This is a genomic window from Agromyces sp. NPDC056389, assembly GCF_042262385.1.
Taxonomy (GTDB): domain Bacteria; phylum Actinomycetota; class Actinomycetes; order Actinomycetales; family Microbacteriaceae; genus Agromyces.
This window is the reverse complement of record NZ_JBHJPN010000003.1, coordinates 198,610-213,220: the sequence shown is the minus strand read 5'-3', so window position 1 is coordinate 213,220 and position 14,611 is coordinate 198,610. Positions and strand designations below refer to the sequence as shown.

The following is a 14,611-nucleotide window of genomic DNA, read 5'->3' as shown; positions in this document are numbered from 1 at the left end:
CCCTCGACTCGACGCGCAGCTGGAGCAGAGGGGAAAGTCCAGACGGACTGTCGGGCGGTCGTCGCCCGCCCGATGGTTTGTCCCGTTCACCCTCGCTCGCATTGCGCGCGCCTGTTCGGACGGATTGAATGGGCCTCCTGCGCGATGGCGCGCGGGTGAACAGAGAGGTGCCAGCAGTGACGACGGCAACGACCACCGAGGCGGAGGCGACCACCACCGCGTCGCCCGATGCAGAGGCTCCCGGGACGGTCGTCATCGACGCCGTCACCAAGCGCTACGGCGATTCGACGGCGGTCGACCGGCTCTCGCTCACGATCGAGGCCGGAGAGTTCATCTCGCTGCTCGGCCCGTCGGGCTGCGGCAAGACCACGACCCTTCGCATGATCGCGGGCTTCGAGGAGCCCGATGCCGGCGACATCCGCGTCTCGGGCCGGTCCCTGCTCGGCGTGCCGCCGTATCGCCGCGACGTCAACACCGTGTTCCAGGCGTACGCGCTCTTCCCGCACATGTCGGTGGCCGAGAACGTGGCCTACGGGCTGCAGCAGAAGCGCACCCCGAAGTCCGAGATCCGCGAGCGGGTCGTCGACGCACTCGACCTCGCCCAGATGCGCGGCTTCGCCGACCGCAAGCCGACCCAGCTCTCCGGCGGCCAGCAGCAGCGCGTGGCGCTCGCCCGCGCCCTCGTCAACCGCCCATCGGTGCTGCTCCTCGACGAGCCGCTCGGCGCGCTCGACCGGCAGCTGCGAGAGGAGATGCAGCTCGAGCTGAAGCTCCTGCAGTCGCGCCTCGGCATCACCTTCGTCTTCGTCACCCACGACCAGGGCGAGGCGCTCTCGATGAGCGACCGCATCGCGATCATGCGCGGCGGCCGCATCGAGCAGCTCGCGGATGCCGACACGGTCTACGCCCGACCCGCCTCGGCCTACGTCGCCGCCTTCGTGGGTCAGCAGAACTTCTTCAGCGGCACGGTCGTCGAGGGCGGCGCCGCCGTCGACTCGGCCCACGCCCTCGTGCGCGCCGCCGCCGCCGCACTTCCCGACGGCGCCGCCGGCCTCGCCGCGGTGCGTCCCGAGTTCGTGGGCATCGAAGCGGATGCCGCGGCCGATGCATCCGGGGCGGCGAACACCGCTCGCGGCACCCTGATCGGCGTCTCGCACCTCGGCGAGACGATGCAGTACCTCGTGCAGCTCGGCGACGACCAGAGCCTCATCGCGCGCCGCCCCTCTCCCGAGGCGCCGCAGCTGGCCATCGGCGACGCGGTCGTCTGCTCGTGGCGCGCCGAGAGCGTGCTCCTCTTCCCGGCCGACGATGCGGCGAGCGCGAGCGGCTACGTCGCTCCGCCGACCGTCTGAGCCCGAGGAGTCACGATGTCCTCCGAAGAGATCCGCATCCTCGCGCCCGTCGGCGCGGCCAAGACCATCCGCCGCGAGCTCTCGCGGCGCCGCTTCCTGAGCTTCGCCGCCGCGGCGAGCTCGGCCGGGCTGCTCTCGGCGTGCGCCCCCGGCGGGTCGCCCACCTCCGCCCAGGCCTCGGGCGGCCCCCTCGAGGCCGAGCTCTCGATCTACACGTGGGGCGACTACGACGCCCCCGACGTGCTCGACGCCTTCACCGCCGACCTCGGCCCGAAGATCTCGCTGAGCGCCTTCAACTCCAACGAGGAGATGGTGGCCAAGCTCGTCGGTGCGCGCGGCACGAGCGGCTACGACATCGTCGTGCCGACCGGCACCTTCGTCGCGCAGATGGCCGAGCACGGGCTGCTGTCGAAGCTCGACCACGACCTGATCCCGAACCTGCAGCACGTCGACCCGGCGTTCCTCGGCCGCACCTGGGATCCCCGCAACGAGTACTCGATCTGCAAGGCCTGGGGCACGACCGGCTTCGTCTACGACGTCACCGCCTTCGACCGCGAGCTGAAGGACTGGAACGACTTCATCGACGCGGCGATGAACGAGGCGAGCGGCAAGACCTCCCTCCTCGACGACCCCGCAGAACTCACCGGGCTGTACTTCTGGGCGAACGGCATCCCGTGGAACACGACCGACGCGGCCGACCTCGACGCCGCCGAGGCGTTCCTCGTCGACGAGCTCGCGCCGCACATCTCGGCATTCGATTCGTACCCCGGCGGCAGCGCAATCCCCCAGGCGACGCAGATGCTCATGCAGTCGTACAACGGCGACGCCCGACTCGGCATGCTCGAGAGCCCCGACCCCGAGCGCTGGAAGTTCGTGCTCGGTTCGCCGGCCACCGAGCTGTGGATGGACAACTGGGCGATCGCGGCGGGTGCACCGAACCCCGAGGCCGCGCACGCGTTCATCGACTACGTGCTCGCACCCGAGAACGCGCTCGCCGAGCTCGACTACATCGGCTACGACACCGGCGCGAAGGACATCGCACAGGTGGCGGCAGATGCCGGACTGCCGATGCTCGACCTCGTCTTCTTCACCCCCGAGCAGCTCGCGACCATGCACGAAGGCGAGCTGACCGAGGCGCAGGAGCGCATCGTGCAGATCTGGAACACGACGAAGGCGGCGGCTGGTGCGTAGACGACTCCCCGGATTCCTCCTCGCCGCGCCCGCATGGGCGTGGCTCGCGATCTTCTTCGTCGCGCCCGTCGCGATGGTCGTGTGGTTCAGCTTCGGCTACAAGCCGAGCATCTTCGCCACCCAGGCCACCGACCGGCTGTCGTTCGACCGCTACGCCGAGGTCTTCAGCCCGACCTTCTTCTCGACGTTCCAGAACACGCTCTGGGTCGGCGTCGTCGGCACGCTGCTCTGCTTCCTGATCGGGCTGCCGGTCGCGTACTGGATGGCCGTGAAGGCGCCGCCGTCCCGTCGCGGACTCCTCGTCGCCCTCGTGATGGTGCCGTTCTGGACGAACTTCCTGGTGCGCACGATCGGCTGGCAGGTCATCCTCTCGCCCGAGGGGTGGATCTCGACGGCGCTGCAGAGCATCGGCTTCGAGCCGCTCGCGATCCTCAACACCCGCGGCGCGGTGCTCCTCGGCGTCGTCTACAACTACCTGCCGCTCATGATCCTGCCGCTGTTCGTGGCATTCGATCGGGTCAACGGCCCGCTCCGCGAAGCGTCGAAGGACCTCGGCGCCGGCAAGTGGACGACCTTCTTCCGCATCACCCTGCCGCTCGCCCAGCCCGGCATCATCGCCGGCGTACTGCTCGTCTACATTCCGCTCATGGGCGACTACATCACCGCGACGGTGCTCGGCGGTGCGAAGGGGAACATGGTCGGCCAGCTCGTCGCGAGCCAATTCCAGACCGCGCAGAACTGGGCGCTCGGCTCGGCGATGGCCGTCGTGCTGATCATCGTGATCATGCTCACGGTCGCGATCGGCGCGGCCGTCGTGTGGCTCGCCACCTGGCCGATCAGGGCGAGCCACCGGCTCGTCATCGGTGCACCGGCGACGGCGCCGGCGCCCGCTTCCGCTCCGATTCACGAGGAGGTCGCGGCATGAGTGCTCGAGAGGCGCAGCGACAGGTTCGGCGGCCGCGCACGGCATGGTCGGATGTCGCGTTCAACGTGTGGGGCGTCCTGGTGCTGGTCTTCCTGTTCGCCCCGATCGCGGTCATCATCGTCTCCTCGTTCAACGTGGGGCGGCTGCTGGTCTCGTGGGACCACTTCGGGTTCGATTCGTTCCTCGCGCTGCTCGCGAAGCCCGCGATCCAGGACGCGGTCTGGATCTCGGTGCAGACGGGATTCATCGCGGCACTTGCCGCGACGGTGCTCGGCACGCTCGCGGGCATCGCGATGGCGCGGCATCCGGGCAAGTGGGTGTGGTGGTTCATGGGACTGCTGCTGCTCGTCTCGGTCACGCCCGAGATCGTCGACGCCGTCGCCCTGCTGCCGTGGATGGTCTTCCTCGGCCAGGACCTCGGCATGGCGATCTTCAACGACGGCATCGTGCGCCTCGTGATCGGCCACTCGCTGTTCTCGATCACGGTCGTCTCGTATCTCGTGCGAGCGCGACTCGTCGGCCAGGAGGCGCAGCTCGAAGAGGCGTCGGCCGACCTCTACGCGACACCGACCCGCACATTCCGCAAGGTCACCCTGCCGCTCGCGATGCCCGCGGTGCTCGCCGGCTTCCTGCTGTCGTTCACGCTCAGCCTCGACAACACGGTCATCGCCGCGTTCGTCTCGGTCTCGGGGTCGACGCCATGGCCGGTGTACGTCCTGAGCGCCCTCCGCAGCGGCCTCCGACCCGAGATCGCGGCCGTCTCGACGATCATGCTGGTGCTCACGCTCATCGCGCTCGGCCTCGTCGCGTACGTGCTCCGTCGCGCCGGCGACTCCGCCGCCGACATCGCCCGCACCATGGCCGGCAACTAGCGTCGCACACGGAACAGGGGCGGGAGCACAGCTCCCGCCCCTGTCGTGTCGGTGACGCTCGTGCGCGACTAGCCGATCGTCGAGCAGACGCCGACCAGGTCGGTCATGGACGTCTGCAGCGCCGCGGCCTGCTCGCTGATCTTCGTCATGTCGACGCTGGCCGGGTCGGTGGTGATGGCGGTGATGAGCTCGGAGTAGGCGGTCACGGCGTCGGCCGCGCCCACAGCGACCGGCGAGACCTCTTCGTTCGAGATCTGGCCCGAGGCCTCGGTGAGCGAGGTCTTGACCGATTCGAAGGCGGCGAGTGCTGAGGCGGCGTCGCTCATGTCGACGGTCGCCAGGCCAGTGAGCTCCTCCATGCTGGTCTTGACGATCTCGCATGCCTCGTCCTTCGTCTGACCCGCCTCGGCCTCGGGCTCGGGCTTCGTGGTCTCAGCCGAGCTTTCGCCCTTGGTGTTCTCGTCGGCAGCGGTGCCCGTGGCTGCGCAGCCCGTGAAGAGCAGGGCGAGCACGGCGAGCGAGCCGGCGGCGATCAGGCGTGTTGACGTCATGTGTGTGGTTCCCCTTCGGATTCGGGTCGATCCGACCCCGGGACATCAAACCAGTCACCGCGACCCCTCGCGATGGGGAGCGCTCCCCATCGTGGTGTCCGGGAGAGGTCAGCGCTGACGGTCGTCGGATGCCTCGACGGGTGCGAGCCGCTCGCGGAGGAACCCGAACATCAGCTCGCGCTCCTCGAATGCGCGGTTCGGCGGGTCTTCGCGCACACCCCCGGTGAGCACCGAGTGAGCCCCCGCCGGCGTGCCGTCGAGGCTGTCGGACCCCGAGGGGATGCGCACGATCCTCGCAGCACGACCCAGGTGGCGCTCGAGGGTGGCGAGCCTCGCGTCACCCGACGCGCGATCCCGTGTGAAGCGGAGCCCGAGCACGCACGGCGCCGATTCGCTGCGCGAGGATCCGTAGCGGTCGAGGACCTTCCCCGGCACGCCGATGCTGCGCGCCCTCGAGGGGCTCACGGGGAACGGGGCCGCGGGCTGGCTGACCACGGTGGCCAGGATGTCGTCGGTCGTCACCGCGGTCGCGATCGCGAACCCGCCGGTGAAGCACATGCCGACGATGCCGACCCCTCTCCCGGGCGTTCGCGCGGCGAGCTCGCGCGCCACGAGCCGGAGGAAGTCGGTGACCTGCCCCCTGAGGTCGAGCGAGAACGCGCGGAACTCCGCCATGACGCAGAGCTTCGCGACCGCCGCGGCCTGCCCGAGCGTGCCCGGCCGGCGACCCGGCGTCCCGAAGAGCGACGGCATGACCACGGTGAACCCGTGCTCGACGAGCAGGTCGCCGAGCGCGATCGTGCCGGGCATGATGCCGGGGATCTCGGGCAGCAGGATGACGCCCGGACCGTCGCCGCGCTCGAGGCATTCGACCGCGAGGGTTCCGTCCGAGACCATCGTCCGCCGCCATCGGCTGAGTGCAGGCACCGCGTCGATGTCGGTCATCTGCTGCTCCGCTCGGTCGGGATGCGGCCAGCATAGATCCGGAGCCGCGTGCGGCGACAGAGGAACGCCCGCTCCACCGGCGAATGGGCTAGCGTGACTCGCGTGACCCGGACGCTCGTCATCATCGACATTCAGAACGACTACTTCGCAGGCGGCGCGCACCCGCTCGTCGGCCCCGATGCGGCCGCTGCCAATGCCGCACGCCTGCTCGCCTCGCATCGCGAGGACGGCCAGCCCGTCGTGCACGTGCAGCACGTCTGGGATGCCCCCGATGCCGAGTTCTTCGCACCCGGCACGCACGGCGTCGAGATCCACCCGCTCGTCGCCCCGGCCGGCGGCGAACCCGTCGTGGTCAAGGCGCAGCCGAACGCCTTCCTCGGCACCGACCTCGACGCACGACTCCGCGAGGCCGGGGCCGATGTCGACGGCGTCGTGATCGTCGGCATGATGTCGAGCATGTGCGTCGACGCGACCGTGCGCGCCGCCGCGGATGCCGGGTACTCCGTGACGGTCGCCCACGATGCGTGCGCAGCTCCCGACCTGAGCTTCGGCGGCACCGCGGTGCCCGCCGCGCAGGTGCACGCCTCGTTCATGGCGGCGCTCGGCGACAGCTACGCCGAGGTCGTCTCGACCGACGAACTCCTCGCGGGCAGCTGAGCCCTCCCGACGACCATGCCGCGACGTCGCGCAGAACGGCAGGATTTCCCACGCGACACCCACTGAACCTCGCCTGTTCGGCGCCGTACGCGAGCTGCGTACAGAACTCTGGCAATTCTTCCGTTTGTGGCATCGGCTGTCGCGTGTCACCATCGAAGGCATGATCACCGCGGATCGCAGCGCGAACCCCTCCCCCGACCTCGCAGAGTCGAGCGCCGACGAGGTCGACGCGCTCACGCTCGGTCGCCGCATCCGCGATCGTCGCACCGCCCGCGGGATGACCCTCGGCGAGCTCGCCGCCGCGATCGACCGGGCACCGAGCCAGGTCTCCGCGATCGAGAACGGCAAGCGCGAACCCCGGCTTTCGATGCTGCGCACGATCGCCCTCGCACTCGGCACGAGCGTCGACGAACTGCTGCGAGCGGATGCCCCTTCGGAGCGCGCCGCCCTCGAGATCGCCGTCGAACGCGCCCAGCGGGGGCCCGTGTTCGCGGCGCTCGGGCTGCCGTCGTTCCGCGTCGCGAAGGGCATGAACGACCAGACCCTGCAGACGATCCTGAGCCTGCACAACGAGATCGACCGCCTGCACCGCGAACGCGCCGCGACGCCCGAGGAGGCGCGTCGAGCCAACGCCGAGCTGCGCGCCGAGATGCGCGCCCGCGACAACTTCTACCCCGAGCTCGAGGCGAAGGCCGCCGAGCTGCTCGAAGCCGTCGGCCACACCGGCGGACCGGTGTCGCACCAGCTCGTGGCCGACATGGCGAGTCACCTCGGCTACTCCCTGCACTACGTGGGCGACCTGCCCCACTCCACCCGCTCGGTGACCGACAAGCGCAACGGCCGCATCTACCTGCCGACCCAGCAGTCGCCGTCGCGCGACTCCCGCTCGCCGATCCTGCAGGCGCTCGCGAGCCACCTGCTCGGCCACGAGGAGCCGGCCGGCTACGCCGACTTCCTCCGCCAGCGCATCGAGACGAACTACCTGACGGCCGCGATCCTGCTGCCCGAGCAGGCCGCCGTGCGCTTCCTCACCGAGGCGAAGAACCTGCGCCGCATCTCGATGGAGGAGCTGCGCGACGCGTTCGCCGTCTCGTACGAGACGGCCGCGCACCGGTTCACGAACCTCGCGACGGCGCGGCTCGGCATCCCGGTGCACTTCACGAAGGTGCACGAGTCGGGCACGATCATCAAGGCCTACGAGAACGACCGCGTGCGCTTCCCGTCCGACGCGCTCGGCGCGATCGAGGGCACGACGATGTGCCGGAACTGGACGGCACGCACGGTCTTCGACGTCGAGGACCGCTTCAGCCCCTGGTACCAGTACACCGACACGCCGGCGGGCACCTTCTGGTGCACTTCGCGCATCGAGAAGGCCAAGGAGGGCGAGTACTCGGTCTCGGTCGGCGTGCCCTTCGAGCACGTGAAGTGGTTCCGCGGGCGCGAGACACCGCATCGTGCGGTTTCGCGATGCCCCGACCCCGCCTGCTGCCAGGCACCCACCGGGCTCGCCGATCGGTGGGCGGATGCCTCGTGGCCCGCCGCCCGCACCCCGACGTCGTTGCTCGCCGCCCTGCCGACCGGCACCTTCCCCGGCGTCGACCAGACCGAGGTGTACCAGTTCCTCGAGGCCCACTCGCCGAGCTGAGCGATCGCCCTCGGCATCGCGCACGGTGCCGACGCCCCGCCGGGAGTCCGGCCACCGTGTCCGGCCGCGGGCGCATGTCGAGACACGACGAACTGGCGCACGTGCATGCCTCGCGGAAGGATGGATGCACCACAACCGCATCGGAGTGATACCCGTGGGCACCACCGTCTTCGAACGACACCAGCCGCCGGCATCCGTCATCGCCCATTCGCTCGAGAACACCGCCCGGTCGGTGTTCTGGCTCGACGACCTGCCTGAAGGGGCTGTGGGCGGTCGCCCGAAGCTCGCCGGCGACCGCGTCGCCGACCTCGTCATCGTCGGCGGCGGGTACACGGGCCTCTGGTCGGCAGTGCTCGCCAAGCGTCGCAACCCGGGCGCGCGCATCGTGCTCGTCGAGGCGAAGAGCATCGGCTGGGCGGCATCCGGTCGCAATGGCGGCTTCTGCGAGGCGAGCCTCACGCACGGCGACGAGAACGGTCAGGCCCGCTGGCCGAAGGAGATGCCGACACTGCACCGCCTCGGCATGGAGAACCTCGACGCGATCGGGGCCGCCGAGGCCGAGTACGGCATGGACTTCCACTTCGAGCGCACGGGCATGCTCGCGCCGGCGATCGAGGAGCACCAGGTCGAATGGCTCCGCGACTGGCACGCGGAGTCCGTGAAGCACGGCGAAGAGGGCGTCGTCTTCCTCGATCAGGAAGCCGCACGGGCCTCGGTCGCCTCTCCGACCTACCTCGCCGCAATCTGGGAGCAGCGCACGAACGCGATGGTGCACCCCGCACGACTCGCGTCCGAGCTCGCCCGCGTCGCGGAAGAGCTCGGCGTCGAGATCTTCGAGCACTCCCCCGTCAAGCGCATCGACACCCCCGGCTCGACCGGTGCCGTCTCGGTCATCACCGAAGGCGGCCGCGTCGACGCCGCGCATGCGGTGCTCGCGACGAACGTCTTCCCGTCGCTCCTGAAGCGCAACCGCCTCATGACGGTGCCCGTCTACGACTACGTGCTCATGACCGAGCCGCTGTCGCAGCAGCAGCTCGCCGACATCGGCTGGAAGGACCGCCAGGGCATCGGCGACATGGCGAACCAGTTCCACTACTACCGCCTCTCCAAGGACAACCGCATCCTGTTCGGCGGGTACGACGCGATCTACAACTACGGTCGCAAGGTGCGCTCGGAGTACGAGAACCGCCCCGAGAGCTGGCAGAAGCTCGCGAGCCACTTCTTCACGACCTTCCCCCAGCTCGAGGGCCTGCAGTTCAGCCACCAGTGGGCGGGCGCGATCGACACGAGCACCCAGTTCACGGCATTCTTCGGCACGGCTCGCGACAACCGCGTCGCGTACGCCGCGGGCTTCACCGGTCTCGGCGTCGGGTCGACCCGCTTCGCGGCCGAGGTCATGCTCGACCTGCTCGAGGGCCGCGACAACGAGCGCACACAGCTCGAGATGGTGCGGAAGCGCCCTCTGCCCTTCCCTCCCGAGCCCGCCGCCTCGATGGGCATCAATGCGACGCGCTGGTCGCTGAACCGCGCCGACCACAACCTGGGCAAGCGCAACCTGCTGCTGAAGACCCTCGACGCACTCGGACTGGGGTTCGACTCATGAGCGACGAACTCCGCCTGCTGGCCGGTGCGCTGACGGATGCCCCGGGACTCGAGCTCGAGCACGAACCCGTGCCCGCCGACCAGGTCGTCGCCGGGGCGCCCAGCACCGGCTACCTCGCGCTCGACTCATCGGACGCCGGCGAGATCGGCGTGTGGGAGATGACGCCCGGCGCGATGCGCGACGTCGAGGTCGACGAGGTCTTCGTCGTGCTCTCGGGTGCCGCGACCGTCGAGTTCGAGACGGCGCCCGTCGGGCGCGCCCACCTCGACCCCATCATCCTCGCCCCGGGTGCCGTCGTGCGCCTCGAGGCCGGCATGAAGACGATCTGGACGGTGCGCGAGACGCTCCGCAAGGTATTCATCTCGCGCTGAGGCGCGACGAAGGAGGATCACAGAATGGCGAAGTACCGAGTACAGAATCCCGCGACCGGCGAGATCGTCGAGACGTTCGACGTGGCGACCGACGGCGAGATCGAGCAGACCCTCGCGGCCGCCGACGCCGCGTACCGCGACTGGCGCGACCGCAGCGTTCAGGAGCGTGCGGGTGCGGTCAAGCGAGTGGCCGAGCTGTTCCTCGAACGCAAGGACGAGCTCGCGGGCCTCATCGCGCTCGAGATGGGCAAGTCGCTGGCCGAGTCGGCCGACGAGGTCGAGTTCGCCGCGTCGATCATCGACTACTACGCCGTCTACGGGCCGGGCCTGATCACCGACCAGGAGATCCCGAGCACGATCCCCGGCAAGGCGATCATCGAGCACCTGCCTGTGGGGGCCCTGCTCGGCGTCATGCCGTGGAACTTCCCGTACTACCAGGTGGCCCGTTTCGCGGCGCCGAACCTCGTGCTCGGCAACACGATCATCCTGAAGCACGCCGACATCTGCGCGCGCTCCGCGCTGGCGGTGCAGGCGATCATGGAGGAGGCCGGCATCCCGGTCGGGGGCTACCAGAACGTGTTCGCCTCGCACGACCAGATCGCGACGATGATCGCCGATCCCCGGGTCCAGGGCGTCTCGCTCACGGGCTCCGAGCGGGCGGGCGCCATCATCGGCGCGCAGGCCGGACAGCACCTGAAGAAGTGCGTGCTCGAGCTCGGCGGCATCGACCCGATGGTCGTGCTCGACTCCGACGACGTGGCGAGCGTCGCGAAGGCGGCGTGGGACTTCCGCGTCTACAACGCCGGCCAGGTGTGCAACTCGAACAAGCGGATGATCGTGATGGACGACATCTACGACGAGTTCGTCGCCGAGCTCCGCCGTCTCGCCGAAGGGCTCGAGCCGGGTGACCAGCTGAACCTCGGCGATGGGCAGTACGTGCCGATGTCGTCTCGCGCCGCCGCAGAGACCGTGAACGCCCAGGTGCAGAAGGCCGTCGCCGCAGGCGCCACGCTCGAGGCCGGCGGCGTGCTGTCAGAGGGCCCGGGTGCGTACTACTCCCCCGCCGTGCTGACGGGCGTGCCCCGCGACTCGGAGTCGTACCGCGAAGAGATCTTCGGCCCGGTGGCGACGGTGTACCGGGTGCACAGCGACGAGGAGGCGCTCGAGCTCGCGAACGACTGCGACCTCGGCCTCGGCGGGTCCGTGTTCTCGACCGACGAGGCCCGCGCCGCGCGCGTCGCCTCGCGACTCGAGGTCGGCATGACGCACGTGAACACCATCGCGGCCGAGGCCGCCGAGCTGCCGTTCGGCGGCGTGAAGCGCTCGGGGTTCGGGCGCGAGATGGGCCCGGTCGGCATCGGCGAGTTCGCCAACCGGCGGCTCTCCTTCGTCGCGAAGTAGCTCGGGGATCTGCGCCGGTTCGGTCGCCTTCGCTCGCTTGCTCCGGAGTTGCGCAGATCTCCGAGGTCGCGGTTCAGCGGCCGCGCACGCTACGCGGCGGCGGCGGCGGCCGCGTCGGTCGACGGCCCTGCCGGCTCGATGCGGAAGGTCAGCCCGAATCGCGTGAGCAGTTCGTCGTCACCGGCGAGCACCGCCGCGCGCTCCGAGTCACCGGCCAGCACTTCGCGGAGCACCACCGGTTCGAGCTGCAGTTCGAGCACCGCCGACGGCACCGGCTCGAACACCGAGCGGCGCGGTTGCTGCAGCGCGCCGGGACCGACCGGCACGACGTCGAGCGTGCCGCCGACGACGATCGCCGACACCGAGACCCCGCCCACGTGCAGCACGTACTCGGACGGCGGCAGCGACGCCGCGGCATCCGCTCGGAATGCGGCGCGGAGGGCCACGGCGAGCGCGTCGTGCGTGACGGTCTCGCCTTCTGCGGGCTCGCCCAGCATCGACCACCCCCAACGCGCGAGTGCGATCACGACCGGCTCGAGCCCGCGTCCGAGTTCGGTGAGCTCGTACCCGCCGCGCACGGTGGGGATGCGCCGGACGACGCCCGACTCCTGCAGCTCCTTGAGCCGGTCGCTCAGGATGTTGGTCGGGATGCGCGGCAGCCCCGTCTTCAGGTCCCCGTAGCGACGCGGACCGACGAGCAGGTCGCGGACGATGAGCAGCGCCCATCGGTCCCCGACCCGCTCGAGAGCACGTGCCACCCCGTCGTACTGGCCGAAGCCGCGCGCACCGCGTGTCGCCATGCGGTCGCGCGTCAGGCCGTCGCCGAGGGCGCGGCGGAGCCCTGCTCGGCCATGTACGCGTCGGGTCCCTGCTCGGCGGCCGACGGGTCCATGTAGAGGAACCCGAGGATGTTGCCGTCGGGGTCTTCGAGGTCGCGCGAGTACATGAAGCCGTAGTCCTGCGCTTCGCGCGGCTCGGTGCCGCCGGCGGCGAGGCCGGTGGCGAGCACCGCGTCGACCTCGTCGCGCGAGTCGCGAGTGAACGCGATGCTCGTCTGCGCCTGGGTCTTCGGGTCGATGATCTGCTTGTCGGTGAAGGTGCCGAGGTACTCACGGGTGAGCACCATGAAGTAGATGTTCTCGTCGAGCACGACGCACGCGGCGTTCTCGTCGGTGAAGAGCGGGTTGATGCGGAACCCGAGCGCCTCGTAGAAGCTCTTGGAGCGTTCGAGGTCGGTCGTGGGCAGGTTCACGAAAATGCTGGTCGCGGTCATGATCGCCTCCATGGGATCGTCAGTGACGTACCGGATGATTCGCGTCTAGCTTGCTCTTTGCAAGTGCACTTGTCAATAGCAAGTAGAGCACGATTCACGACTGCATCACGACCGCGCCGCTCAGCGCACGACGCTGCGCCGCACGAGCAGCGCGAGGTGCAACGCCGTCAGGGTCTCGCCGTCGTCGAGGTCGACTCCGAGCAGGTCGCCGATGAGGGCGAGCCGCTGGTAGAACACCGAACGCGACAGGTGCGAGGCGGTTGCCGCGGCCGTGCGATTGCCCGGATGCGCGAGCACCGCGCCGAGCACGTCGAGCAGGTCGCCCTTGCGCGAGAGGTCGTAGTCGATGAGCGGTTCGAGCATGCGCTCGCCGTGCTCGAGCAGGCGATGATCGTCGCGGAGCGCGGTGACGAGCCGCATGAGCGGCCGATCGTCCGAGCGCCGTACGACCGGCCCGCGCGCGGAGCGGGATGACGGGCTGCGAGCCAGGTCGACGGCCTCCTGCACCGAGCCGAGCAGGGCATCGAGGCCGCTCGCCTCGGAGCCGACCGCGAGCACGAGCCGGTCGAGCAGCACCGGGTCGCCCGCCGCGAGTGCGACGGCGAAGGCCCGCACCGCGGCGTCGTCGAACGCTCGGGAGGCCGGCAGCGACAGCAGCACGATCGTCGCGGTCGCCGAGGCGGCACTCTCGGGAGCAGCTCCGGCGAGCGCTCGGCCGCCGAGCTCGCGTGCCGCGGCATCCGCTGCCGGCGCCGTGACCGCACCACCCGTCACCACGACGCCGAAGAGCCGGGCGCCGTCGAGCGGAAGGCCCGCGGCCTCGACGCGCGCCGCAGCCGCGGGCAGGCCGGCGAATCGGCCGTCGAGCAGGCCGTCGACGAGGCGCTGTCGGCCGATGCGCACCCACTCGTCGGTTGCGCCGTCGGCGAGGCGACCGAGCGCGAGCGCGATCGCCCCCTGCTCGAGCACGCTCGTGCTGCCAGCCGGATGCGACGGCCCCGGCAGTGCGATGAGGTGGCCCCACCGGATGCCCCGCGCCTCGACCGGCACGATCAACCACTCGTCGGCCCCGGCGCCGCCGAGGCGCCGCTGCTCGTCGTGTCGGCGGTGCGCCGCCCGCGACCGGGTCTCCCACCGGGTGAAGAGCTCCGCTTCGGCTGCGAGCGGCACCTCGGCGGCGACGACCTCGTGGGCGAGGTTCTCGAGCACGACAGCAGCCCCGAGGGTCTGGGCGAGCTGCTGCACGATGAAGTCGGGCGGCGAGCCGCGCAGCGCGAGCGCGGTGAAGCGCTCGCGCACCTCGTCGCGGGCCCGAAGGGCCGCCGTCTGCACCGAGATGATGCGGCTGTGCACCGCCTCGGTCAACGTGACGAACTTCACCTCGCGGTGCAGGGCGACGAGGGCGAGCCCGCGCTCGCGCGCCGCCGACTCGACCACGGCCGGCACGTATCGGTAGTGCACGCCGAGCTCGAGCACGAGGCCCGCGACCCCCACGTCGACGAGGCCGGCGATGAATCCGGCGAGCTCGCCGGGGTCGGTCGGCCAGCCCGATCCGGTCGAGAGCAGCAGCTCGCCGCCGTTCAGGAGCCGGGCCACGCCCGCGCTGTCGGAGACGTGCGCCCAGCGCACGTGCGCGTCGAGCGCATCGCCGCCCGAGAGCACCTCGGGGATTCCCTGCGCAACCGCGGGGATCGTGAGGATCTCGCGCACGGTCGGGAGCCCGTCGTCGGCCGGCTCGAGCACCGGACGGTTCGTCTGAATCGCCTCATCTTCGCGACGATCTGCCACCGGATTCGCCTTTCTTCCTCTGACACACTGGGGATAC

At 70.3% G+C, this 14,611-nt stretch carries 14 protein-coding genes; 9 read left to right on the top strand and 5 right to left on the bottom strand.

From position 1 onward, the window contains the following. Positions 1–176: 176 nt before the first annotated feature. From ACFCVM_RS17070 to ACFCVM_RS17055, 4 genes are read left to right on the top strand one after another with little or no spacing between them, the layout of a single operon-like run. Entirely contained in the window at positions 177–1,352 is a 1,176-nt protein-coding gene (locus ACFCVM_RS17070) for an ABC transporter ATP-binding protein (protein WP_375837904.1), read from the top strand. Positions 1,353–1,367: 15 nt separating this feature from the next. Continuing rightward, a complete protein-coding gene (locus ACFCVM_RS17065) occupies positions 1,368–2,543 on the top strand; it encodes a spermidine/putrescine ABC transporter substrate-binding protein (RefSeq protein ID WP_375837902.1) in 1,176 nt (391 codons plus the stop codon). Further along, entirely contained in the window at positions 2,536–3,468 is a 933-nt protein-coding gene (locus ACFCVM_RS17060; RefSeq protein WP_375837901.1) for an ABC transporter permease, read from the top strand. Before ACFCVM_RS17065 ends, ACFCVM_RS17060 begins: the two co-directional genes overlap by 8 nt. Then, positions 3,465–4,340: an ABC transporter permease gene (locus ACFCVM_RS17055; RefSeq protein WP_375837900.1), complete on the top strand. Its 876-nt coding sequence runs from the start codon at positions 3,465–3,467 to the stop codon at positions 4,338–4,340. The genes ACFCVM_RS17060 and ACFCVM_RS17055 overlap by 4 nt, the downstream gene beginning before the upstream one ends. A 68-nt stretch (positions 4,341–4,408) precedes the next feature. On the opposite strand, the gene ACFCVM_RS17050 is transcribed toward ACFCVM_RS17055, so the two are convergent. Both ACFCVM_RS17050 and ACFCVM_RS17045 read right to left on the bottom strand, forming a co-directional pair. Next, the gene (locus ACFCVM_RS17050) at positions 4,409–4,891 is read right to left on the bottom strand and encodes a hypothetical protein (RefSeq protein ID WP_375837898.1); all 483 of its coding nucleotides are present in this window, start codon (positions 4,889–4,891) and stop codon (positions 4,409–4,411) included. A 108-nt stretch (positions 4,892–4,999) separates the two neighbouring features. Beyond that, on the bottom strand, positions 5,000–5,836 hold the full coding sequence (locus ACFCVM_RS17045; RefSeq protein WP_375837897.1) for a dienelactone hydrolase family protein: 837 nt from the start codon (positions 5,834–5,836) through the stop codon (positions 5,000–5,002). A 102-nt stretch (positions 5,837–5,938) separates the two neighbouring features. Here ACFCVM_RS17045 and ACFCVM_RS17040 point away from each other — a divergent pair, with 102 nt between their 5' ends. From ACFCVM_RS17040 to ACFCVM_RS17020, 5 genes are all read left to right on the top strand, one after another. Continuing rightward, positions 5,939–6,493, top strand: coding sequence for a cysteine hydrolase family protein (locus ACFCVM_RS17040; protein ID WP_375837895.1), 555 nt, complete (start codon positions 5,939–5,941; stop codon positions 6,491–6,493). Between the two features lie 160 nt (positions 6,494–6,653). Further along, positions 6,654–8,138, top strand: a complete 1,485-nt coding sequence (locus tag ACFCVM_RS17035) for a helix-turn-helix domain-containing protein (RefSeq protein WP_375837894.1) — start codon at positions 6,654–6,656, stop codon at positions 8,136–8,138. Between the two features lie 154 nt (positions 8,139–8,292). Further along, the gene (locus ACFCVM_RS17030; protein ID WP_375837892.1) at positions 8,293–9,741 is read left to right on the top strand and encodes an NAD(P)/FAD-dependent oxidoreductase; all 1,449 of its coding nucleotides are present in this window, start codon (positions 8,293–8,295) and stop codon (positions 9,739–9,741) included. After that, positions 9,738–10,112 carry a cupin domain-containing protein gene (locus ACFCVM_RS17025; protein WP_375837891.1) on the top strand — a complete coding sequence of 125 codons (375 nt, stop codon included), beginning with the start codon at positions 9,738–9,740 and terminating at the stop codon, positions 10,110–10,112. The genes ACFCVM_RS17030 and ACFCVM_RS17025 overlap by 4 nt, the downstream gene beginning before the upstream one ends. Before the next feature lie 24 nt (positions 10,113–10,136). After that, positions 10,137–11,513, top strand: a complete 1,377-nt coding sequence (locus tag ACFCVM_RS17020) for an NAD-dependent succinate-semialdehyde dehydrogenase (protein ID WP_375837889.1) — start codon at positions 10,137–10,139, stop codon at positions 11,511–11,513. Positions 11,514–11,602: 89 nt separating this feature from the next. On the opposite strand, the gene ACFCVM_RS17015 is transcribed toward ACFCVM_RS17020, so the two are convergent. From ACFCVM_RS17015 to ACFCVM_RS17005, 3 genes are all read right to left on the bottom strand, one after another. Continuing rightward, on the bottom strand, positions 11,603–12,313 hold the full coding sequence (locus tag ACFCVM_RS17015; RefSeq protein ID WP_375837888.1) for a winged helix-turn-helix transcriptional regulator: 711 nt from the start codon (positions 12,311–12,313) through the stop codon (positions 11,603–11,605). Positions 12,314–12,324: 11 nt separating this feature from the next. After that, complete coding sequence (locus ACFCVM_RS17010) at positions 12,325–12,786, bottom strand: VOC family protein (RefSeq protein WP_375837887.1); 462 nt, start codon at positions 12,784–12,786, stop codon at positions 12,325–12,327. A 120-nt stretch (positions 12,787–12,906) separates the two neighbouring features. Continuing rightward, a complete protein-coding gene (locus ACFCVM_RS17005) occupies positions 12,907–14,574 on the bottom strand; it encodes a PucR family transcriptional regulator (RefSeq protein ID WP_375837886.1) in 1,668 nt (555 codons plus the stop codon). Positions 14,575–14,611 lie beyond the last annotated feature (37 nt).